The sequence below is a fragment of the Niallia taxi genome, assembly GCF_032818155.1.
In the GTDB taxonomy this organism is placed as follows: Bacteria; Bacillota; Bacilli; order Bacillales; family Cytobacillaceae; genus Niallia; species Niallia taxi_A.
In genome coordinates this window covers 1,268,016-1,291,527 of the sequence record NZ_CP102590.1, presented here as the reverse complement: position 1 = coordinate 1,291,527, position 23,512 = coordinate 1,268,016, and the positions used below count along the sequence as shown (strand labels likewise).

Annotated in this window: 22 protein-coding genes and 2 pseudogenes; 6 read left to right on the top strand and 18 right to left on the bottom strand. The window is 33.6% G+C overall.

Annotation, left to right across the window (positions count from 1 at the left end; translation table 11 throughout):
• Window positions 1-6: 6 nt before the first annotated feature.
• A complete protein-coding gene (locus NQZ71_RS25345) occupies window positions 7-843 on the bottom strand; it encodes a methyl-accepting chemotaxis protein (RefSeq protein ID WP_317012034.1) in 837 nt (278 codons plus the stop codon).
• 454 nt (window positions 844-1,297) lie between these two features.
• Entirely contained in the window at window positions 1,298-2,200 is a 903-nt protein-coding gene (locus NQZ71_RS25340; protein WP_317012033.1) for an aminoglycoside phosphotransferase family protein, read from the bottom strand.
• A gap of 640 nt (window positions 2,201-2,840) precedes the next feature.
• On the opposite strand from NQZ71_RS25340, the gene NQZ71_RS25335 reads away from it, so the two are divergent.
• A complete protein-coding gene (locus tag NQZ71_RS25335) occupies window positions 2,841-3,056 on the top strand; it encodes a hypothetical protein (RefSeq protein WP_260054452.1) in 216 nt (71 codons plus the stop codon).
• Window positions 3,057-3,483: 427 nt separating this feature from the next.
• On the opposite strand, the gene NQZ71_RS25330 is transcribed toward NQZ71_RS25335, so the two are convergent.
• Window positions 3,484-3,924, bottom strand: a complete 441-nt coding sequence (locus tag NQZ71_RS25330; RefSeq protein WP_127739362.1) for an SRPBCC family protein — start codon at window positions 3,922-3,924, stop codon at window positions 3,484-3,486.
• A gap of 322 nt (window positions 3,925-4,246) precedes the next feature.
• On the opposite strand from NQZ71_RS25330, the gene NQZ71_RS25325 reads away from it, so the two are divergent.
• Complete coding sequence (locus NQZ71_RS25325) at window positions 4,247-4,627, top strand: nitronate monooxygenase (protein WP_317012538.1); 381 nt, start codon at window positions 4,247-4,249, stop codon at window positions 4,625-4,627.
• Window positions 4,628-4,905: 278 nt separating this feature from the next.
• Here NQZ71_RS25325 and ltrA read toward each other — a convergent pair whose 3' ends face one another.
• The 5 genes from ltrA to NQZ71_RS25300 all read right to left on the bottom strand — a co-directional run bounded on the left by ltrA (window position 4,906) and on the right by NQZ71_RS25300 (window position 11,108).
• Entirely contained in the window at window positions 4,906-6,717 is a 1,812-nt protein-coding gene (gene ltrA, locus NQZ71_RS25320; RefSeq protein ID WP_455710047.1) for a group II intron reverse transcriptase/maturase, read from the bottom strand.
• Between the two features lie 1,257 nt (window positions 6,718-7,974).
• The gene (locus NQZ71_RS25315; RefSeq protein WP_144455193.1) at window positions 7,975-8,220 is read right to left on the bottom strand and encodes a hypothetical protein; all 246 of its coding nucleotides are present in this window, start codon (window positions 8,218-8,220) and stop codon (window positions 7,975-7,977) included.
• Window positions 8,221-9,368: 1,148 nt separating this feature from the next.
• On the bottom strand, window positions 9,369-9,845 hold the full coding sequence (locus NQZ71_RS25310) for a CarD family transcriptional regulator (RefSeq protein WP_317012031.1): 477 nt from the start codon (window positions 9,843-9,845) through the stop codon (window positions 9,369-9,371).
• A gap of 541 nt (window positions 9,846-10,386) precedes the next feature.
• Complete coding sequence (locus tag NQZ71_RS25305) at window positions 10,387-10,590, bottom strand: cold-shock protein (protein ID WP_144455195.1); 204 nt, start codon at window positions 10,588-10,590, stop codon at window positions 10,387-10,389.
• A 308-nt stretch (window positions 10,591-10,898) separates the two neighbouring features.
• The gene (locus tag NQZ71_RS25300; RefSeq protein WP_317012030.1) at window positions 10,899-11,108 is read right to left on the bottom strand and encodes a hypothetical protein; all 210 of its coding nucleotides are present in this window, start codon (window positions 11,106-11,108) and stop codon (window positions 10,899-10,901) included.
• A 333-nt stretch (window positions 11,109-11,441) separates the two neighbouring features.
• Between NQZ71_RS25300 and NQZ71_RS26305 the strand changes: the two are divergent.
• Window positions 11,442-11,607, top strand: a pseudogene (locus NQZ71_RS26305) (DUF3231 family protein); the annotation flags it as partial.
• A 274-nt stretch (window positions 11,608-11,881) separates the two neighbouring features.
• Here NQZ71_RS26305 and NQZ71_RS25295 read toward each other — a convergent pair.
• The 3 genes from NQZ71_RS25295 to NQZ71_RS25285 all read right to left on the bottom strand — a co-directional run bounded on the left by NQZ71_RS25295 (window position 11,882) and on the right by NQZ71_RS25285 (window position 15,110).
• Window positions 11,882-12,127: a type B 50S ribosomal protein L31 gene (locus NQZ71_RS25295; RefSeq protein WP_144455196.1), complete on the bottom strand. Its 246-nt coding sequence runs from the start codon at window positions 12,125-12,127 to the stop codon at window positions 11,882-11,884.
• 569 nt (window positions 12,128-12,696) lie between these two features.
• On the bottom strand, window positions 12,697-13,974 hold the full coding sequence (locus NQZ71_RS25290) for a metal ABC transporter solute-binding protein, Zn/Mn family (RefSeq protein WP_317012029.1): 1,278 nt from the start codon (window positions 13,972-13,974) through the stop codon (window positions 12,697-12,699).
• A gap of 131 nt (window positions 13,975-14,105) precedes the next feature.
• Window positions 14,106-15,110 carry a metal-binding protein ZinT gene (locus NQZ71_RS25285; protein ID WP_317012028.1) on the bottom strand — a complete coding sequence of 335 codons (1,005 nt, stop codon included), beginning with the start codon at window positions 15,108-15,110 and terminating at the stop codon, window positions 14,106-14,108.
• Window positions 15,111-15,710: 600 nt separating this feature from the next.
• Between NQZ71_RS25285 and NQZ71_RS25280 the strand changes: the two genes are divergently transcribed.
• Window positions 15,711-16,517, top strand: a complete 807-nt coding sequence (locus NQZ71_RS25280; RefSeq protein ID WP_260054448.1) for a MerR family transcriptional regulator — start codon at window positions 15,711-15,713, stop codon at window positions 16,515-16,517.
• Between the two features lie 22 nt (window positions 16,518-16,539).
• Here the strand turns inward: NQZ71_RS25280 and NQZ71_RS25275 are convergent, their stop codons facing one another.
• A complete protein-coding gene (locus NQZ71_RS25275; protein WP_317012027.1) occupies window positions 16,540-17,172 on the bottom strand; it encodes a GNAT family N-acetyltransferase in 633 nt (210 codons plus the stop codon).
• 172 nt (window positions 17,173-17,344) lie between these two features.
• On the opposite strand from NQZ71_RS25275, the gene NQZ71_RS25270 reads away from it, so the two are divergent.
• On the top strand, window positions 17,345-17,902 hold the full coding sequence (locus NQZ71_RS25270) for an IS3 family transposase (protein WP_317012026.1): 558 nt from the start codon (window positions 17,345-17,347) through the stop codon (window positions 17,900-17,902).
• Between the two features lie 105 nt (window positions 17,903-18,007).
• On the opposite strand, the gene NQZ71_RS25265 is transcribed toward NQZ71_RS25270, so the two are convergent.
• The 5 genes and pseudogenes from NQZ71_RS25265 to NQZ71_RS25245 all read right to left on the bottom strand — a co-directional run bounded on the left by NQZ71_RS25265 (window position 18,008) and on the right by NQZ71_RS25245 (window position 22,170).
• Complete coding sequence (locus NQZ71_RS25265) at window positions 18,008-19,339, bottom strand: FtsW/RodA/SpoVE family cell cycle protein (protein ID WP_317012025.1); 1,332 nt, start codon at window positions 19,337-19,339, stop codon at window positions 18,008-18,010.
• A complete protein-coding gene (locus NQZ71_RS25260) occupies window positions 19,336-19,770 on the bottom strand; it encodes a PadR family transcriptional regulator (protein ID WP_144455210.1) in 435 nt (144 codons plus the stop codon). The genes NQZ71_RS25265 and NQZ71_RS25260 overlap by 4 nt, the downstream gene beginning before the upstream one ends.
• A gap of 3 nt (window positions 19,771-19,773) precedes the next feature.
• Entirely contained in the window at window positions 19,774-20,325 is a 552-nt protein-coding gene (locus NQZ71_RS25255) for a sigma-70 family RNA polymerase sigma factor (RefSeq protein ID WP_144455211.1), read from the bottom strand.
• A gap of 885 nt (window positions 20,326-21,210) precedes the next feature.
• Window positions 21,211-21,726, bottom strand: a pseudogene (locus tag NQZ71_RS25250) (transposase); the annotation flags it as partial.
• A 279-nt stretch (window positions 21,727-22,005) separates the two neighbouring features.
• Window positions 22,006-22,170: a hypothetical protein gene (locus NQZ71_RS25245; RefSeq protein ID WP_275007495.1), complete on the bottom strand. Its 165-nt coding sequence runs from the start codon at window positions 22,168-22,170 to the stop codon at window positions 22,006-22,008.
• A 331-nt stretch (window positions 22,171-22,501) separates the two neighbouring features.
• Here NQZ71_RS25245 and NQZ71_RS25240 point away from each other — a divergent pair, with 331 nt between their 5' ends.
• Window positions 22,502-22,759, top strand: coding sequence for a hypothetical protein (locus NQZ71_RS25240; protein ID WP_317012024.1), 258 nt, complete (start codon window positions 22,502-22,504; stop codon window positions 22,757-22,759).
• A gap of 150 nt (window positions 22,760-22,909) precedes the next feature.
• Here the strand turns inward: NQZ71_RS25240 and NQZ71_RS25235 are convergent, their stop codons facing one another.
• Window positions 22,910-23,179: a YesK family protein gene (locus NQZ71_RS25235; RefSeq protein WP_275007497.1), complete on the bottom strand. Its 270-nt coding sequence runs from the start codon at window positions 23,177-23,179 to the stop codon at window positions 22,910-22,912.
• Window positions 23,180-23,512 lie beyond the last annotated feature (333 nt).

The window sequence follows — 23,512 nt, the reverse complement described above, 5'->3', positions numbered from 1 at the left end:
ACGCTCCTATTCCTGGTTAGTTACTTTCTTCATATTTTCAATTATTTGTTTACTTTTTTCATCCAAAGCTTTAATTTCATCCATGAATTCGACCATGATGACAGACTGCTCATCTGACGACGTGGACACTTCATTAATACTAAGGGTCAGATTTTCAATGCTGGACCGGATTTCAGTTAAGGATTTACCAATTGTCTTCACCGCGTCCTTTGTATTGTTAGATAATTTTCTAATTTCATCTGCCACAACACCGAAGCCTCTTCCTGCTTCACCAGAACGAGCTGCTTCAATAGCTGCATTCAATCCAAGCAGATTTGTCTGCGTAGAAATTTGTTCAATCAATTGAACTACTTCGCCTATTTGGCGGGAGTTTTGATTTGCACTTTTTGCTTGATCATTAATATCACTGCTAGTTGCAGAAAGCTCTTCAGCTTGAGCGGCTACATACTGTACCTTACCTTGCAATGCATCAATTACCTCATTAATTTTGCTAAGCTCTTTATCTAGCTTATCTTGGTGCTCTAATGTTCGTGATAATGATAACAGTCCAACGATTTCATTTGTTTCAATATCCCTAATTGGCGTGATGGAAGTTACGACTGGCGCACCGAATATTTTTACATCTTCTGTTTTGGAAATAATATGTTCACCCCTGAGTGCTTGCAGATAAACATCGTGTTCATCCAGTCTTGACCTTCCGACTTGAATGTCCAGATTTAATAGCGTTGATGGGGCGAAAAATACAAACTTTTCCGTATCCAGCACACCCATTGCGGCTGTTGGTCCAAGTGTATCTTTTATAATCGGGGCAATATTGACTACTGACTGAATCGTAGAATTCATAAAACAATCTCCTCCATATGCACTTTTCCTTTATATCGGTAATATGTACCAAATGTGAAGTCATTCACTAAAAAAAAGACAGATTTTTGTCACTTTTTGTAGAAAAATAAGAATATTGTACTAAAAAAAGGATAGATATCCTGTTTTAAGCCAAGTTAATTTTTTAACAAGTAATCTTTTTACCTAGGTTAAACAATTTTTCAGTTTCTATTGTAATTGCAATAGAAAACACTCCAACTTTAAAAAATGATGTATATTCTTCTCCTCAAAATAGTTATCACAGTTGGAATTCCCTCTAAATTCTTCTCATTAAATAATTACCCCAACAGAAAATCCCTGCCAAGACAACACTTGACAGGGAATTATTTTGATACATGAAGTTTAAGAAAGGCGGAATGCTACGGGACTTGTAAGCTCAAAGATTAATGCACATCGTCAAAAAGTCTAAATATCTTCATTTAATTTTATTATTCTCTGTATCTATATCTGCTAAAATTTCATCCACAGTTCTTTTTGCTTGGGTAACAAATTCAGGGTTGGTTACTCGGTAGTATGGAATAATAAGCACTGCTTGATGAAGTGCATACCCTCTGGCACGAAGCCAAGTATCTTTATCCGCATTGATCGAATTTTGAAAGACTTTCCGCCCTTGGGAGTTGAATATACTCCAAGCTGGTATGAGGTCGAACGCCGGATCTCCAATTCCAACTCCTCCGAAGTCAATAATTGCAGCCAATCTTCCGGAATGAACCAAAAGATTTGGTCTAAGCAAATCAGCATGTATCCAAACTGGTATACCGTTCCAAACAGAGGCTTTACACGCATCCTCCCATGCTGCTAATACTCTGTCTTTGTCCAGCAAATCACCAGCCTCATTAATGCTTTCTAATGTTTTTTGATTTAACTCAAGCAAAGGTAATCGTCCTGCTTTAGGCGCATCAGCCGGCACATCAAGTGAATGCAGCTCATTTACAAAATCCGCTAAATCCTTAGCTGCTTCAGTTTCGTCATGAATTAACTCCTCACAATAGTTATTGCCTTCAATCCATTTGTATATTGCCCAGTTCACAGGGTAAGAAGCAGTTGGTTTTCCTAAAGCAATCGGTTTAGGTATTTTTAGTGACAAGCTGGGAGCAAGATAGGAAATCCATTTCCACTCTTTTTCTATATGCGCCCATTCCTTAACCCTTGGCAGCCGAATATAAAGCTCTTGCCCCAGCCTGTATACATGATTCACCGTTCCAACTGTATTTACTGGAGTTATCGGCAGCATAGAGAATTGAGGGAATTGCTCATTGATTAGAAATCTAGCTAAACTTAAATTAACATCCAATTCATTGTCATGCATTTTGCTCATATTCCCACCTCTAATTTATTTTCCTTTTTTAAGGCATTCTTCTCTTAACTCCCTAAAAATAAAACGCTTTCAATATTTTAAACAGTTAAAGTAATAATTTTTGTTAACTACTATTTGTCTTTTTTTAGTACAAAGGCTGACTCACTAAAAGTGTCTTTAGGTATAGTAATTGCTTTTTTTATAGATTTTGAGATAACTCCATATCAAACTGTCATTTTCAATCTTTTAGGACGTCATAAAGAATAGCTATTCTTAAATTAATAAGTTCTTTATTAAAACCTGAATCCCTTCTTTAACTTCCATCATATACAAGCTCATAATATCTATTATCTTGAATTTATTGAATAGCTTGGTAGTGGAAAGCTTTACAGTTTATTTATTACAGAATGCTACCTCGTTCGTTTCAGAAGAATAAGCTATCGAATTTTAATATAAAAATACGTCCAGTTAAATTCTAAACAAAAAAGGACGTTATCCACTCTTGGAATGCCGCTCCTGGAATCAAATTTATACAGTTTGTTTATTACAGAATACAGTCTGGTTAGTAATTAACCATAAAAATAAGATGTATAGATGAAAAGTTTATATTAAGCTATATTTGTATTATGGAATAATATATATTTTCAGGAGGTTTTTGGAATTGTATCTATTATTGTCAATAGTATTATCAACAATTAGTTTATACATTATTTATTTTTTAGGTCAAGGTGAAGGACCTATCATAATTACTGGTATAGTGATTGGAATTATCATAAGAATATTATTTGTATTAAACAGCATTAATAAAAAATTAAAGAATTCAATACCAACAGTTATTGAAAAAAAAGAAGAAAAAGAAGATAAATATTGGCCTTAAGTCAATAGTAAAAAGAAATAGCGTAAGAAGTAAGCTGTGCCTATAAGATATTTGCAAAGGATAACTAAAAAAGGTATCAACTTATCTAAAAGTTCGTACCTTTTTTTAATAAGTATTTTTTTGTACTTAAACTACCACCCCCTTTCGTTTAAGTGTATGGCAATAAGTAATATAATGAATAATGTAGTCAAGTTTTAAGATCTGTGGTTAAACACAGTTTTTTATCTATTTCATCCTTTCACTGCCTTGTCAGTTCATAAGAAAAGTGATTCTAAAACATTAAAAAAGAGGCCATCCTTTTCTGGACAACCTCTTTTTGCTAATTATTAAATTTCTAGTAATGCTTGCTACCATTATTTTCACTTCATATAAACATCTATACTTCAGAAAAGGTACCACCAAAAAAAGTAGCTCTCAATCTTTTAAACTAAGAGAATACGGCTATTTTATGCGCAATAGATTCTGTTAAACGAGATGCTACTTTTGGAACAGCCAATTTAATAATTGGTGTTAACACCACACCAGATAATCCGCCTGCATGGATTTCCACAGTACAAGTCATTACTGTTTCACCGTTAGCATCTTCTGCAGTAAAGTGACCGCTTCCAGTAAAATTATCTGATAGACCTTTTAGTTCAAACTTAATATTTGAAGGCTCATTCCATTCGGTAATATCTACCTGTGCTTGTATTGTTTTTTTAATGCCTTTCACACTACCTTCAAACGTCCAAATCGATTGCTTGTCATTTATGATTTGATGTTCTTTATAGGCTGGAACTGTCGTTGCCCATTTTTCAAGATCACTGACATAATCCCAAACTGCTTGTACATCTACTGGAACTACTACAGAATGCGTTCCCGTTGCCATTATGATCCCCACCTTCATTATGTATGAAATGTAACATTACATTTCTACAAAATAATTATTACATAAAAAAGCATAAACTTACACTATTAATTATTGTGATTTTCTTTTTCCGTATTCAACTAAAGACCTCTAGTTTAAGTGAACCCTTTCCAAATTAAACCTTTCTTAATATAGATTTATATTTATTGTATACGTTATAAAACACTACTGCTGGAGAACAGCTGTTATGGTAAAATCACTAGGTGGTAGTGCTTGTAGGTTTCTCATATCTTCACAAATAGGGATCTCCGCACTTAGTAGTATATAGTGAACTGGTGTACCAATAGTAGATAGTACAGGTGGAATCAATGATATTCGTGGTGTTAGGGCTGCTTTTGCTCTTGGTGCTGAAGGAGTTTATGTAGGAACTCGTTTTATTGTTTCGAATGAATGTCCTGCTTCAGATGTTACAAAACAACATATCATTCATTCAAAAGGTGCAGACCTTCTTACAGTATCGTCAACCCAACACTCCATACCTAATAATGCAGCTCAAGAATTTGAGAATATGTATACTTCTAACCAAGTAGATAAAAAGTTAAGTGAGAATGGCGGCCTTCGCACAGGGATGCTGGAAGGACGGATGGATGAGGGAATTATTTCAGTAAACACGGCTATTGATTTACAGAAAAAAAGAGCTGTGAGGAAATTGTTAAAGAATTAATGGCTGGTTTTATTAACTAATTCCATCAAAAGTTTATTTCTACTTTACATTGATAAGAATATCGTGTGAAGTAGAAATAAAGTTTAAAATCACCATTCTATACTCCTGACAATATTGCGAATATTTCCACTTAATACAGATAGGTAAGGGTTTGAGGTTATCGCTCCCTTTTCCCCCTGTTCACACCGTACGTGCGACTTTCACCGCATACGGCGTTCCAACTAAACCAATTTATTGTTTTCTATGTATTTAAGCAGTTAGAGTGCTGGATTCCAATGTTAGATAATTTCATTTTGACATTTTAATCGTAGTTTATTTACTTTTTCTTTCTGCTTTCTATCTAGATTTAAAGATTGTAAAAGATTTTTTATTTTAACTTTGTCTCTTAGATGTATCAACTGATGTATTGCTTTATGAACAACAATCAAGTTTGAATAACTGTCATCTCTGGACAGTGAAAAAGGAGTTATATGATGGCAGTGCCATTCATTAATTCCTAACTTTTCATCTAATATGGCACATTTTCCATATTGTGCGATAAACTTACTGATTCTGTTGTCATTGTACTCAATTGTTCTGTTTGGAATGTAGTTTTTCATGATATAAGAGAGCGTTGTTTTATCAATAGCTTTCAGGCTATTGTGTATTTTATCTCTACCTTCGGTAGTAAAGTTACAAATCGTTTGCGAGAAACACAGTGGAGTTCTCCAACGCTGGGCATGTATGGGGACAAATACCATCTGTTGTATCTTAAATAGTCTCACATTATAACCCTTGTACCTCTTCTGTAAGGTTTTTGTCATATCATGAATACTTGCCTCTGTTCTAATGTTCTTTAATTGATTATATATCGATTTACGAAGATGAGCGTTTAACTGATTAAGATTAATAGTAATGTTTGTTGCGAAAGCGTAATAGTTTTGGATACCCATAACGACAGTATTGAAATTCCAAACAGTTTCAGCACAAGGTTTTCTTTTGACTACTTTTATAGCCTTTTTAATCTGTCGGGAGGTATTTTCTTTAGCCTTTTTGGACATATCAGACCTCGCTACATAACCAAACCTTGTTTTTCCTTTCCTTACAGCCTTTATTAAGAATCCAAGGAACTCGGAAGAGTTTTTCTTTAGATTTATTACTTTCGATTTCTCCTCGCTAGTTTCCAACTGCAGTCTTTTTCTCAAGAAATCTCTCAATGCGTAATTCATTCTTATTGCTTGTGACCTAGTTCTGCACAGTACCTTAAAATCGTCCGCATAACGGATGATAAAACATTCTTTTAACGACGTTTTCTTTAGCTGCTGATATTTATTACCAGAGGTGGAATAGGTATATCTGCTTTCAAACGTTTCCCATTGGTCACTAACCCACCAATCTAATTCATTTAACACAATGTTAGATAATAAAGGTGACAGTATACCTCCTTGCGGAGTACCTTTAATAGGTACTCCTTCCCCTTCAATCTCTGCTTTAAGTAGCCTAGATATAATGGAAAGAAGTGATTTATCCCTAATACCTATAGACCACATTTGCTTCAAAAGCTTGCTATGATTAACGTTATCAAAGAATCCTTTAATATCCACATCAACACAATGATATAGGCCCGATTGGTTAATGAGAAACTCAAGTCTGGCTTTGGCATGATGCGTGCTGCGATTCGGTCTAAATCCATAACTATGTTTATGGAATTTTGCTTCGCAAATTGGCTCTAAAATTTGAAGTATGCACTGTTGAAAAATTCTATCCCATATGGTTGGAATACCCAAAGGTCTAGTTTTCCCATTTCCTTTTGGAATAAATACGCGCCTTACTGTTTGTGGTTCATACCTTTTAAACATAGATTGAACCTTTGCTATTACATCTTCTACTGTTAAATGCAAAATATCATTAATTGTTAACTTGTCAGTTCCACCAGTTTTACTACCAGTGTTCCTTTTAATGTTCCGGTAGGCAAGTCGTATATTATCTTGAGAACTCATTAATTCTGTTAATTCATAGAAGCTATGACCACTGACACTTTGAGAATATAGTCTGTCAAAACAATCTTGCATACTATAATACTCGCTGTGCCTCAATTTCTTCCGTTTCAATAAGTTGGTGACTCCTTTCGGAGTTAAACCTCTTTTAGTCTTACGAGAACCTTATTAATCGATAAAGAACTGCCTTACTTGGTTCAATAAATCTTTATTAGTCTAGTGGCTATCCCTCCATGTGGATTAGACATTTCATAGGTACTGTGCCACCACTTTCACTGATATAAAGACAAGTTATGCAGTAACTAGTATCATTATTGCTTTCCTTGTCATCGTTTCATTAGAAGTAAGTCCTCCACGTTATCAGTTTACAACGTTGAGTTATATCTATTATAGAATGAACTTAGGTGCTTCCTTTAAGCCTGTTAACGTTCATACGCCTGTAACGTATCATGGGTTTTTATATTAGTTATTCTTACTCACCCACAGCTAACCTCACAATTTGGTGATATACACATTTCTATGTATCGCAGTTATAGACCCGTACATTCAGAAATTTGTCAGCTTAACCTTTACTTTTAGGTTTTTTCGCATTCTCACCATATTCATTCAACTCAAGCACCATGAATTACACCACTCCATCGAGTAGGCTTTCGTCAGCCGAACTGATACGGTAATTTCTCATGCCTTTTCATCGAGCTTATAACACTTTCATCCTTACTAAATCAGTGCTATTCGACTAAGAGAGAACCCTTCCGAGCGTTACCTCATCATTTGATTCTTTGATATAACCCTTCAGTTCCGAAAGGAACTGCCTAATCTTTACCGGAGTAATGTATCCATCCTCCATTTAAACTAGGAACATTTCGCACAACTATACTGCCCTGTTTCTTCCAAAGGCTATTTTTTCATTTATTACAGGAATGCTTTCCCGTTAGTACCATAATAATGGAGTAAATCCATTTTCCTGCTTTTATGAACCTGTTCCATGACTTACGGATATTTTTTTGTTAAATAGTCTATCTTATTCGGCTAATTGAATTTGAGCGCAATGAAAATTGCCCCACTCAAAAGAGTAGGGCTAAGAAGTTCTAAGCTGTAAAAGTAGTTTATATCCATCCTCTTTATTTTATGCAAAAACCTTAGAAAAAGGTGCTGATTTTAATTCGACATCATAATCACGGCCCAGTTTTTTTCAGTAAGTTTTAAAGGAGCTATTGCAGTCTTTGAGGTATTTGCTTTCATATCCATTCAGTTTTTATCTATATACAATAAACAACCATGAACCAGTCATTCCATTTTCCCCAAGTTTTTATCCCTTCCATCAAACCAATTTTAATTTCAAGTATGAACTCGCTAGCGACCAAAAAAATTTTATTGTTGTTTCTCCATCCATTCACGGAGGGATGGACGGAACAGAGCGGAAAGTCTTGCATCCCGAAGTTGCTTTCTTACATATTCTTTATCGTAATATACAAATCCATCTTCATAACTAGCTGTTACTGGAAATGTAAAGCCTAATACCTCAACAGTGACTATTACATCCATTATAAGTTTTGGTTTTCCAGAAGCTCCAATACTTTCAGTTCTTGATTCTGCTTTAAAATTAATATGAGCCATTGTTGAACACTCCTTTTCTATCTAAATTAATCGTAGCACGCGATATAAACGAACGTGAGAAAGCTGATTCAAGAATTTGTAATTTCTCCACCTTACCCAATAGACAAGTGATCTATTAGGTAAAACCGTTCTCTCACCGCCGCTATTTAGGAACCACTGACCAAAAAAAGGGATTTGCCTTAAAAGCCTTCGTTTCGTTGTCAGGAGAGTGTTTTTCTATCTGTAAGAGAGACGGTCTGGTTTTCAATCAAGCAGATACGAATCTGTTAGTTTTAAGAAACGACAACCAAGTATAAGCTATTTCGATTATGCTGTTTCTTTTCGAATTTTGAGTTATTCGATTCTTACTGCGTTACAAACAGTAGTTGCTTATTCTATTCTTACACCGTACGTTATACCAGGACGTAAAAGTTTACACTTAAATTTCGACATAACTTCTCAAAGCCTATACGACGTGACTTTTATATCGTATTTCACGCACACGTTATATGCATCATATGTTGTACCGTATCACGACTTTTATCTTTATCCTATGTCACATATAATGCGCCTTGCTATGGTATCGTAAATGATTTGGTGCACAATATAGGCATTAAAGAAGTACGTTATATGCATACCCTGTAACATATTGTATCAACCATATGGCTTTCGGCCCGCTAACTAACTGTATACGCCAAAAAATGGTTTCCTAAAATTGAAAACCATTTTGTAGTTGGCCATATGGTGCTACCTATTCGTTATTCTCTTTTACGTAAAGAAGATAAACAATTACTATTCACTAACTCGTAAGATGGAAGAATACTTAAAGAAGATGAGATGAGATTGATTGTTTTTTCTTCTAGATATAATGACTTAAATAATTTATTGTATACTTGTATACCTAAAACAATGAAAGCCCTACCTCTCTTTCATCCTTACGGATCCTTGTCCGTGCCAGTGTGAATCAGGTTTTCAAAAATCAAGCGGACTATTTTATCGAGTTATTCAATAAAAACTTCCGACATTTGTAAAAAATAAAATGGAATAGATGGAATAATAGAAAAAAGAGGTTATTACTCTAAAGGTGAGTTGGAGAATTTTAAATGTCTTTGAATAGATTTACTATTAATATTAAACGAGAGTGTTTAATACATTATCTCAAATTAACCTTAACAGAAACTGTTTATTTGATTTTCTGTAATCCCTTTAATTAGTCTCAGTTCACTAATTAAAAATTCATGCGCGCTATCTAACATTTTTTTTTCGCTTGCAATAAGTGGTTTTTCTTTCTTCATTCGCATTAAATCACGTACAACTTCAGTACATTCTTGTATTTTACCCGTTTTAATTTTGGCCATGTTCACTTTATACCTTTGTTTCCAAGACAGTAATCCATCTGATTCTCCATAATGAAAACTGTTTATGATGTATTTTAATGCAGTTATATCTGTAATAGGGCGTATATTTGAGGTCAATATTTTATCTGTAGGAATCAAGACTTCCATATTACTGATAACCATGTTTATGACATAATATTGTTGTTTTACTCCGGAGATTTCCTTTTCCTCTATGGCTTTAATTATACCTACTCCTTGCATTGGATAAAAAATGTTTTCACCAATTTGAAACAAATAATCCACCTCCATATTTAATAACTTTCTTAACCTTAACACATATACTATTTTTTATCAAATTTATAATAATACCATAAATTTATTTTCTAAGTCAATTACTTTTAAAAAAATTTTTAAAAAATAGGAATCGCGTCGGATTACTAATAAAGGATGTTTAATTTCACTCCCTGTATATATGTTGAAACCTCTATTAACCTTAATATTATATTTCTATATAATACCTTCCTACGAAAATAACAGAAAAATCCATTACCTTGTTCAACAATCACGCACGTTACCTTAAGTGCAATTCATTACAATTTTTGTTTTACTTCATATACCTTGAGGGTCCATTAGCATTCAACCAGAAAAATACCCTTCAAGTAGTTCATAAAAATAAAAGCCATTTTTAAAAGCCACTCTCATTAAATTAGGATAATCCTTGATTACATGCTACACTTGGTTTACCATTTGATTTACTGTTTTCATTTTCCTGCTTTTTTACGAGTGGGTGTTCCTCTTTCACAGAAAAAAAGCAGACTCCATAAAAGAGCCTGCCTTTTTTTGTGTGAAATTAAGAAGCTTTACGTACGTTTGAAGCTTGAGGTCCACGTTGACCTTGCTCCACATCAAAAGTCACTGCTTGACCTTCTTCTAAAGTTTTGTAACCTTCACCTTGAATCGCTGAGAAATGAACGAATACATCTTCTCCACCTTCACGTTCGATGAATCCGAAGCCTTTTTCGCCATTAAACCATTTTACATTACCTTTTTCCATTTGTATTGCCTCCTAGTGTGTTAATACACACAATGTAATACTATCCTTGCTCTCAGTTCATCAAGATGTAAAGTTAAAATAAACTTTTACACCGAACAAAAATAATTCTATTTAACTATAACATTTCCTGTAAGATATGTAAAGTTACAGAAAAATCCATTTAGCACGCCCGCATTTTTGAGCAGTGGCAGTAATACTCCCTGCCGACTTAAAGTTATTTACTTAAAACGCTTTGGGTAAGCCCATTATTATCAATGTATATTAACATCCACATAATTGTAACTATGTCTGTCCATTTACATAGTTAATTAAAATTTTTTCTCAATTGCTTCATGTTTCCAATCTGGCAAATATGAAGCACTCACTTTATTTTCTTCTTTATAAATAACCCGATCTTTCCTTAAACCATTTCTTTTAATCTCTGAATTAAAGGAAACATGTATTAACTCTCTCCTATCCAAACAGCCTGTTAATAAGGAAGGTAAACTGATGAAGATAATTATTTTTGACCAAGACATGTCTCGTACTCCCAATAAGAACTTAAATAACTCCTATTATTTTATGGTGTTTTTGATTTATTATCCTCAGAATCCTTCCCCTTTTGGTGCTAAACTCATTCGTTCATGCTGCCAAATGTAGCTGGCAGCAATTAAGGCTTCTTGAATTCTGTTTGTCTTACTTTCGTGGCTTTCCATGGTAAAGCAATATCTAAAGTGTTGCTACATAATTAACAAAACCGACACCTTTAACAATTAAAAAAACAAGTTGGCTATATGCAATTTGTTTTTCAGAAAAAGGGAATAAATGTTAAATTTTATCCCATTTATACTTCTATATCATTTGTATGCTTATTCTCTGATAAGTTAATTCTTTTTCATATGGTTTTTTGTTTCATCTGCTCAAAATTATCATGGCGCTGGTTTAGCTTCAGCCATGAGGACAGATCTTGAAGCCACTTATGAGCAGACTATTCTACAAAATCTTTTAGTGACAAAAAAATGGTTTGATTTTATCATATAACATAAATGGTTAGAACAACCACCGCTTGCACCTATTAGGAAAGAATTATCAAAAAAACAACAAACATTGCCCTTCCAAATCGGTCGCGCCTTTTATATATTACAGGAAGCTACTTATACACCCTCAATAAACAAATACTTATCTCTTAAAATAGTTTTAGCTCCTAATATAAAGCGTTCTACCTTCTTAAAGAAAATAAAAACCACCTAATCCCTTATTCAACAGGGCTTAGGTGGTTTTATTACCACTTTTAAAGTGACTTAAGTACAAATTACTTAATATTATACTTCTTATTGAACCTCTCTGCTCTTCCTCCTCTTTCACCAAACTTTTGTACTCCAGTATAAAATGGATGTGTATCTGAACTTGTCTCAACTTTTAATAAGGGATATACTTTTCCGTCTTCCCATTCAATCGTCTCTTTACTTTTCTTTGTAGAAGCTGACAAAAATTTAAAACCACTAACTGTATCCATAAATACAACTTTCTGATATTCGGGATGTATACCTTTTTTCATAATTAATATCTCCTTTGTTTAATGCTTTTTAAATATGATATGGAACAATATACAGTAATGATAATAGTTATCATTACGTTTTGTTAGTACAATTATTATTAAACCATATCTTATATAATAATTCAAATTAACCGCCTGTAATTCCAATAATCATTATCTAATGAAGGCTAGCAGCCAGTTGGTAGTGCTTACTTTCTCTCTTTATACAAAGTTCTAGATAAAGTGTCTATCCTAATACCTGAATACTGCTTCTCGATATAATTTTTTGGCGAAATGCATCATTACTATTTACCATTAATTCCATTAAAAATATTCTCTTCTCTTATGCATCAAATTAATTCCTGACATTATCTAAGAAATTGCAAATAAATTTATTTAATCTCCATACCCTTTATTGCTAAATATAATAACCAGGAACATTTGGAAAGAGCATTAATCTAAATAGGATTAATGCTCTTGCTATTCTACATAATTTTTACTATAGATTACTAAATTACATTACATATCAGATATAAATAAATTCTAATCATTTACACTCCGATAGTATTTAACCTAATACTTATCTCTTTTTACTGAATACTTTGCTGTAAGGATTTTAAGTTTTCACGCATTGCAGCTATATAACCTAATTTTTCATCTTCGAATTCTTTAGACAAAACCTCTAAGTCATACAGTTTGGCTGTTTTTGTTCCTGTTTCTGCAGCAACTGTTTCTGCAATTGCTGAGTTGGCACCTTGTTGATAATAGATTACTGGTACATTATATACCTTGACCAAGTTTCCAATCTCGGCAACTCGTGATGCACTTGGTTCTACTTCTGTAGATAAGCCACCAATAGAAATCTGCTCTAAATTATATCTTTCTGCAAGATATCCGAAGGCTTGGTGCTGCACTACAAATATACGGTTCTTCGCATTCTCTAGAGTATCTTGATATTCTTCATGCAATTTTTGAAGTTCTTTTTTAAAGGTTTCTGCATTTTTTTCATAGATATCTTTTCCATTTGGATCTGCTTTAATGAGCGAGTCACGAATAATATTAACCTGCTCCTGTGCTAATACTGGATCTAACCAAATATGTGGATCATGATTTTCATGATTATCAATTAAAACCGATACTGACTCTGATTCAGCATAAGTATTATCTTTATCATCCAATAATACTGCTTTTACTTCAAAGCTTTTCCCAGTTGTTTTGTATTCAAAATGGTCTGTCTCTTGTCCAGTTACCAATTCCCATTCCTCATTATGATCATCACGTGAATACCAATGCCAATGATCATAGTTAGTTTCTTCTTGAAGCTCTGCAGCGAGAGTCACAACATCACCTGTATGATAATGATCTGCTAATCCCTTCAATTCTACTTGTTTTGTTTGCGAAGTTTTCTCTCCATCTTCATGGCTGTGCTCTAGTTCTTCTTCACTAACATTTTCATCATCTGTATTAGCTGCATCTGTTGCATCATTATCTTCTGTATCCTGTTCATGATGATGGTCTGGTTCAATACCATCTGCCGTACGGGCTACAATTAATTTATCGTTGTTAATCGTTTTTAATAAGCTATCTACCCAATATTCCATTTCTTCACTACTATAGACAAATACGTCAGCTTTATTGACTCGAGCGACATCCTTAGCACTTGGTTCATAATGATGTGCATCTTCTCCAGATGATAACATCAAAGTGACATCTGCTTGATCACCTGCGACCTGTCTAGTAAATTCATACATTGGATAAAATGATGTTACAACAGAAACCTTTTCTGATGCATTTTGTTTTTCTCCATTTTGACACCCAAATAGAATCGTGGATATCATTAAAATGAAAACCAACCAGCCTTTTTTCATGTTTGTTTTCACCCTCCAAAAACTTCCCTTAAAGCGTAGTAATTACGATTTATAATCTAGCATTCGTTCCAAATCTAATTAACTTTAAGTACTGTATAAAACTGAATTTCACTTTTGTTAGCTAATCAGTATTAATGAGCTAACAGTTCATTTACGATGCCATTAGCATCTAGATTGCTAGGATAATATGTTGGCCAATGAGTTACTTCTTCTAACAGTTTCTCACGGTCATCACCCCAATATAGGTGGAAATGATACGAATCAGCAGGGAATATACCATGATCACTAAACTGAATGTATTTAGGCATGTTCTCAGTGCCATCTACTAATTTAAAAATAAAGCGTACACCTCTATTACCTTTTTCATAGGTAAGTATTTCGTAACCATCTGACTCGTACTTCCCGGTATATTCCTGTCCATTTTCAAAAAATGTTACAGAATTATCTTTAATCACTATGCGTTCAAGGTCTGTTTTATACCCTACAGTGTAGTAGTCTTTGTATTCTTCTGCAGTCATATCTCCACTTTCTGCTTTATGTTCAAACACTTCATCTAAATCTCCAGATAATAGATATGGATAAATGGACTGCCAATCACCTTCCCAATCAGACAATGGGCGATCTTTAACTTGGCTATCTTCAAAAATTCCTTTATATATTAGCTTGCTTACTTCATCCTGTCCGTGATCATTAATAAGAATTTTAACTGATGCAGATTGAGCACTAGGTTTGTCGTCATTATTAAACAAGACAACCTTTAATTCTAAACCATTAACTGATGCTTCACCTGTAAATTCTTTTGCTTCCTGTCCTTCTACTGCCTTCCAATCCTCATTTGGATTTTCTCTACTGTACCAGTGCCAATGGTCTTGTTCTGTCTCTCCATCTAAAACAGCAGTTAACTTAATTTTGTCACCAGTATGATAATGGTCTGCTAACCCTTCAACTTTTATATCTTCAGGTGCATCCAGATTCTTTATATCCACTTCATCGCTACTAACTTCTTTTTTCTCTTGTACTTCTGAGTCTGTTTCCCCTGACCCTGTTACTTGCTCCTGATTTTTAGTTCCCGCACATGCTACTAAAAATATAGAAAGCAGCATAATGTTTAATAAGATGAAAAGTGATCTTTTCATTTTTTCCCCTCCTAATTTTTTATATGTAAATCGAAATTATTACGATTTATAATTTACCAATTACTTTACTGCCTGTCAAGTGTATCTTTAAATATTAAATTACAATACTATAAAAATAACTGGGGTTAATAAAAAAGATTAATACCCCAAAAACATTCCTCTAGGAGTATGGACTTCACTTTTCCACCACCACATTGAATTACAAAAAAGGCTATAGTTTAGATACTACATTTATTTAAATTCTATTTTAACATTCCTAAAAGTAAACATTAGAGGCTACTTGCTTTAATTGACTAACACGCTCAAAGCAAGATTGGTAAATTAAGTTCTAATGCTTACTATTACAGCTTGACTCACTAACAATGGTTGACTTATACTATTTTAGTATATATAAAACGTAATTATTACGTTTTAACAGGTTTTATTGTTAACTTTTATTCTTATAGCTTTAATCAATTGTGCAATTAGCTTTTACACTGGATAGATCCACTATTAAAAAAATCAATGTATCTCCAAAATAAAGCGTAATAATAAATTTTGATTTATTAGATGGGTAAGGTTTTTATTAGAGAATGACTTTCAAAAATTATTGGAGGATTTATGGATAAAAGATTTTTTTCAATTGGAGAAGTATCTAAGTTAAAAAATGTTACGATAAAAGCCTTACGTTATTATCATAATATTGGCTTATTAATACCTGCACATATTAATCCTGATAACGGTTATCGCTTCTATACAATTAATCAATTCCTCTACCTGGATATAATAAAGGTTTGTAGGCAAAGTAATGTAAGTATTAAAGAAATTAAAGATTTATTTGCGAAAGCTGATACGAATTCCCTTAAGCTTTATCTAGAACAAAAAAATGAAGATATTTATAAAGAAATAAAGAAATTAAAGCATCTTAATAAACAAATAGAAACATTAAAAAAGGCTATCTATTTATCGGAAAATGAACTTATGAAAACTGGATTTAATATGCAAACTTTTGAAGAAAGGTATTTCTTCAGTTCACCTACACAAGGTGGCGAAATTAATGAGATAAAGTCATTTGATAAATTAGATGAAACATTAGATGCATTTTCAAGCAATACGTTTCAGTATGGATTAATACATTCACGGCATTATGATAACTGGATAATCAGTGATGTGTTTCGTCTTATAACTACTGAAGATTATTTATTACTTAAAGATACTCCTAATGTTTCCGTACTACCAAAGGGAGAATATTTAACTGTTAATTGTACGAAAAATACTGAATTGGAAACATTTCAATCAGTAAAAACATATTTGGAGAAAAATAGTTTATCGTGTGATAAGATATATCTTTTTTATTTAATGACAGATGTTTTTAATCAATATAACCATTTCTCTCAATATCAAATAAGTCTAAAGTCCGCCTCATAAATGAGATGGACTGACGTTTAGCTTAAAGTTTGTATTCATAAATAAAATTATTGTTTTCGAGTTTGCCGTTAGGTAGATTAAAAACAGTCACTTCCTGATCAAGCCGGACAAATCCATTATGTTCATAAAATCCATAATTACTCATTGTATCTGTATACACGTATATCTTATTTACTTTTGTATCTCTAAAGTATGACATAAGCTCATTAAACAATTTTTTTCCTACCTTTTTTCCTCTAGCTTCCTCAGAAACAGCGAAGAATTCTAAACAACCCTGAAAGTCATTTTCCTTTCCTCCCATTAATTTGCTATATGCCTCATTAGTCATAGAGGTGAGTTCAACAAATACTTTTCTTTCAATGTCATTTAAAGTTAATAGTCGTAGCATTTCACTTGTATAATCTTCTTGTAGCAATCTATAAGATGGTTTTTCACCATCTCTAGATCCAAATATTACACCAATGACCTCACCTTCAAATGTAGCCACTCTCCCAAAAGTACTTTTATTTAATATAGGACTAATAAACATCATGGTAACTGCTGCATTTATTATGCCATCATACTCAATAAAATCCTTTGCGTTCCAAGTATCTGCAATAATTGCTTTAATAGGTTCTATATCCTCTTTTCTTATGTCTCTAATCACTACGTTCATTTTAACTTCCTCCTTTAGAATTAGCTTACAAATAAAGCTTAATGTCTACCCTAAAGGGGAGAGTCAAGTTTAGATTATAAAATTTACAGCAGCTTATATAACTATCCTCTCTTACTAAAAAACTCTTCCCTTGAATAGGTTACATTAAGTTGGACGGAAGGAGATTGGTAGAATGCCGCGCCAACGTAGAACTTTTACAGGCGAATTTAAGCTTCAATTAGTAAAGCCATATGAAAATGGAAAGTCCCGTGCGGATATCTGTCGAGAGTATGAAATCACACCATCCGCATTAGATCGTTGGATTAAAAATCATCAAGAAACTGGATCCTTTTCTGCGAAAGATAATCGTACAGAGGAAGAGAATGAGTTAATGAGATTGCGCAAAGAAAATCATTATAAAGCATTGGCAAGCATTAAAGGTAACTTGCATAACATTCAAATGTTTCATACAGACCGAGGAAAAGAGTTTGATAATAAACTACTTTCAGAGGCTTTAGAAACATTTGGGATTCAAAGATCTTTGAGTACAAAGGGATGTCCATACGATAACGCGGTCGCCGAAGCCATGTTCAAAGTCTTCAAAACGGAATTCGCAAATGGAGCCCATATTACTTCTCTTGAACAGCTAAACCTGGAATGGAATGATTATGTTCATTGGTTTAACCATATTCGAATTCATGGAACACTCGGTTACTTAACACCAGTAGAATTCAAGAGAAGGGCCTTATAAAAGTTGTCCAGTTTGTTGTTGACATTCCTACCCAATAGTTCAATAAGGAAGGACGACAACTATTACTTTAGCTGTCGCCCTTTTTAAGCAATTACATGTTCGACTTTAACTTTTAATTTCATCTGCAATCGTGGGTTCTACAAGATCTTTTCTTCGATAAACATTTAAAATGAGTCCTAAAACAGCAGCGTAAAAGAGTATCGCACTGCCTCCATAACTAATAAAAGGCAGAGAAATTCCCATTATAGGCACGACTCCAAAGCTCATCAGGATGTTCCAGGTAGTAGGAACCGCAAACAATGTAGCACCACCTATTACAATCAATCTCCCATAGAGGTCCTGTGTTTTAAACGCATTTTTTGAGATCCTTGAAATAAATATCAGTAGGATCAAACATAGAACGAATCCGAAAGCCCAACCAAGAGAATAGACGAGGAAGGGAAAAGCAAAATCTGTATGTGATTCTGGTAACAATTGAAAATTCAACTCGTTGGAAAGTCCGTTACCGAACCATCCCGCTTCTGAAAGGACATTCCTAACCGCTTTATACATATATCCTGCTCCATTTGAATCGGCAGTAGGGTTTATAAAAGCAGATAATCTAGTTAACAAATAACTTTGACGTGAGGTCATGTAGAACATAATAATGAAAATAATACCAGCCAATAGATTTGTTAGGATCAAATTTACAGCTAATTTCTTATGGATTCGAGCGAAAGCAAACATCCCAAGTATGCAGCAGAAGTAAATAATACTAACCATAAAGTCTGGCACCATCATGTAGAGCGAGATGGGAATCCAAAATAATACAAAAAGTAAACCTTGTTTTTTCCAACTCCGAAACTCATTTATTTTGTTAAAAATACCAGCCCATGCAAGAAAAAAGAAAAATAAGCTCATCATGGTTCCATCGACCATCAGGCCTGGGAGGGAAACCCACTTCTTTGCTCCGTTGGTCATAATTCCAAAAAGATGAAGATATATATGGATCAATAGGCCTATCGCATAAAAGTATATCCATCCGTTCTTTAATTTTTGGTAATCAAAGAAAAGGAATCCAATGATTACAAGAATAGCCAGGGTGTACCAAATTGTCTGTCTCCCCATAAAATAGGTACCTGATAGTGAAAATTCAGGAATCCCACCAACTAACGGGAGAAAACTAATACCAGCAAAAAGAACAAATAACACAATTAGAACCCAATCCATTTTCGGCTTATGTAGAGGATTTAATCTCTCCCCAATAGTAAATGGATTTCCCATTTCTTGAATCGCTTTTTCCTCTGCATCCTCTTTAAAAAACCCTCTCTTTTTGTAAGATTGACTTAACTCTTGAAGATGATGAATAAGCTCTTTTTTTATCATGTTGTGGGCTTCCTTAGATTTCACTTTGGAAGTTACTTTACTTAAAAATTCTTCAAATTTGGGAGAACTCATAAGGACGCCTCCTCTAGTAAGTGTTTAAGGAATAACTCTTGTTTTGATTTATCTTGTTTATAGGTAGCTAAGTATTTTCCCCCTTTGGAATTTAAGGAGTAATATTTCTTTTTGTTTATCCATTTTGAAATAAGAATTTCTTTATTTTCTAGTAGATGTAAAAGTGAATAAAGCTGCCCTTCATTTTTTTGGAAAGTATGTTCACTTTTTTGAAAAAGTTGGGTAGAAATATTGTAGCCATCCTTTGATTCATGCTGAACCGATTCTAATATAGCTATGATGGTTTCTATTTTCCAGGAATGAAATTGTGATTGAGATTGTCTCATACGAATGGTTTCTTTCACCGCATTTTTTCTTTCATTGGAAAAAGAAAAATCCTTGAAAATTGATTTTTTCATCGAACTCTTCAGGTTAGTAAATGGATCATTCATCTCCTAAACCTCCTCAATCATCTTGTCTTTTAATAATTCTTTTGCACGTTTTAACCTAGTTTTTATTGTATTTATATTTACTGCCGTAATCTTACTTATTTCGGCTAAAGATAGTTCTTCATAATAATGCAGAAATACTACTTCTCTGTACTTTAGAGGTAAATTCATGACAGCATTTGTTAAGATGTTTCCTTCACTATTCGCGATAATCTCTTCTTCAACCTGTTTTGATTTCGACGGTATATAATCCAAAATTTTATCGCTAAGCGTTATTTTGCGATAATGCCAGCTTCTTAAGTAGTCCTTACAATGATTACTAGCAATACTATATACCCATGTTTTTAGTGTTGCCTGCTGATTAAACTGATTTAACTTTTCATAACATTTTAAAAATATCTCCTGTGTTAAATCTTCTGCTGTCGTTCGATTTTTTACATATGTATATACGAGATGCAGGATATCATCGCTATATTCTTGCATTAATTGATCAATTATTTCCTCTCTCTCAAGCAACATACTTTCATCTGTCACCGCCAGTTGTTTTAGTCCATTCATCTTGTTATCACCCTCTCACATATAATAGACGTAGCTAACCTTCATTTGGTTTGAAAAATATTAGATTTTTATGACCTTCTATAATCTAAGGTATAAATGGAAAAAAGACCAACCTCTTATCGGATTAAAACTTTTGTAAAAAGAAAAAACCACCTACAGGTGGTCATTAAAACAGTTTATTTAAACCTATGAAACGAAAATACAGTGCTATTACATAATTGACAATAAGAAATACTGCATAGATTTTAAGCATAAATGCAAAGAAACCTTTGTCTTTAAACTTTAATAACAAATAAAGAATAGCCATTATCAATACAAGAATATATAAAGGTGCTATTGCTAACTTTGAGTATAGATCTGGTAACATCATTTGTCTTTCACCTTACTATGTTGAGTATCTTCTCTATGCTTGGTATTATAGCTCTAATCTTCTTCTTTGGATACATAATCTCATTGAATTTCTTATTCCACTATCCTCCCTCAATAAACAAACACGTATCTCTTAATTACGCAGTTTTTCACCATATTGCTATCTAACTTGTTTTACTTTACAGATTTGATTAGAGAGAAAAGAACACAATTAAGCAGTTTACGAAGAAAATGAGCGTAAGAAACTAGCCAACCTTTGGTTAATTTCAAAAAGTTGGATAAATAGGTATGTACGCACCAATGGATATCCACATCTCTTACGGGGGTCTACCCTCCCAAGTCTCACAGAGTCTACGCTCCTACATTCCTTCGTTCAACCTTTCTATAAGGTCGATGTCGGTCATGCTGCCACGCAGAATCTAAGTCCTTACGTTAGTTGCATTGCCGACTAATCCCATGCTGATTTTGTCCGTTCATCTTTCCAAATCTATTTATTAAAAGTTAGTTTTATAGTGATTAAGCAGCTATTGGTTCTTGGATAAATGCCTGCATATGAGGGATGTCCTTCAACATCTTCTCCTCTTGAAATACAAACTGTTTCTTACCAATAGAGAATAGAATGCATTTGAGCTTATTACACAAAGCAATTATAGACTGCATCTTTTTCAACGGATTGTCAGGTCTCGTTGTGTAGTTAAGATGTAGGGCTTTAAAGGCTTTATTCTTGGCTACTAGAATCATAGATGCCGGGAATAACAATGCTCGTAATTTCTTTCGACCACGTTTGGTTATTCTGGTCCTCCCTTTATGCTTACCTGATGTATTTTCTTTTAAGCTGAGTCCTGCCAGTTTGGGTATCTGGCGAGGATGATTGTATTCACTCAAATCGCCTACTTCAGCGAAGAAACCCGCCACCGTATCGCGTCCAATTCCTGTTATCTCTAACATTTGATCAATGCCTGGAAAATCTTGAAGTAGTGTATCCAGAGTTTGCTCAAGCTCTTCAAACTTGGCTTGAATGAGTTCATACTTTTTGAATCATACAAATATAACTAATCTTAATCTACGATGTAAGGTTAAACTGGAGATAATTATACTAAATAACTAACTTTATTATGGTCTGTCCATTCAATCGTCATGTTTTTACCTGCCTTTTCAATTTTGTTAAAATACTAGTATGTTTCAAAAGAAAAACGACCATTAAGCTCCTTATGTTTGTTATCTTTATATTACCTGTCTAGAAAATAGGTTTATTGCTTGATTAATGTAATTCACAATAACAAAAGGTGAACCATATCGGTTCACCTTTTGTTATTTATCCGCTAAATTCTTCAGCACGGTATCATATTTATAAATACTATCGTCAATCCCTTTTAAGAAATCCTCGTCCAGGGTATCTTCGCCCAGGATTTTTACAAACGTCTCTTTATTTGCTTGATAGTATTCCTTTGCTATTTGAGCCGCTTCCGGTCCCACCACATTTTCTCTATTTACGCGGTTTCATATTCGGATGCTGTAAGGCCCGTTATTTTTTCCATCTTCTTAGGTTTAGTCTTTCACGCTCAATATTCGAGTGGTCGCTACATTTGTCGTGCTGTCAGTAATATCAATCAATACACCGCAATGGCATAAATGAAGCAGTGGAACATATACTGGGGAAAGCTGCAGCAGCATAAATAGATACTGGGAGAAAGGAATATAAAGTATAAATAAAAAGGATTCCTATTTTAAGATATATCCTTATTTTCCTATTTTTTAACTTTTCTAAATACGTGATAATTTTACATTAATGTGGAAAGGAAAAATTATGAAAACAGGAATTCTATCAATCATTTTCTTTATTATTCCAATAGTAGTGTATGTAGTTTCAATGGCTGGCGGAGACCTATTCTTTGGTCCAGTAATGATTCTGCTATGTATTGGTTTACCTGTACTTGGCTTGTTCCTTGGAATTGGGACTAAAGTTAAATCATTAAAAATAACAGGGATTATCGGGAATAGCCTTATCCTTCTTGTAACAGGTGTTATTCCTCTTATCTCAATGTACTTCTGGAACCAAGCTTAATTAACTACGCAAAAAACAACGCGGTATATCCACGTTGTTTTTTTTATTAACGCAACCATCTACTAGGGTAAAAGATAGACAATATAACTGCATTGGAAAGAAGGATGAATAAGATAAAATTATAAATTTATTAAAAATAACGAATCACTCTCAATGCTGATGGGGTTCGGTTTTTGGTTTTTTACTAAAGATAGAAATAATTGAAATAATGAGGATCGGAACACCCATCATGGAGTATGCAGCTCCCTCAAATCCTCTGATAAACATATAGCCATATAAAAATAGTACGAGTCCTGCTATAACACCAATATATCCAGGGATTAGTGCGATACTTGACTTTTTGTTCTTTCTGAAAATAAATGCTAGTAAGTAAATGATGAGACCGACTGTAATACCCATATAAAAAGGCATAAAAAACATTGTATTTCCTCCCTATTGTAAAAAATCTTGTACCAGAATACTAAGGTACCAAATTATTACAAATAACAACACCTTCTTTGGTATTGTTTTTCCAATTACAAAACCTTTTGTTTACATACTTATTCCTATTAGACATATCGCCAATGCGCTATGCCTTATAAAGTACAAAAACCTTCCCAATTTCATCCGATATAATAAAAAGACATTTAGAAAAGGAGCAAGACCATGGATAGATCTCCTTATTACCAAGGGGTCATTGCGTATGTAACGAATGTAAACACCGGTGATTACGTGTACCCTACATAATATTATGCCTAATATGCGGACAGGATT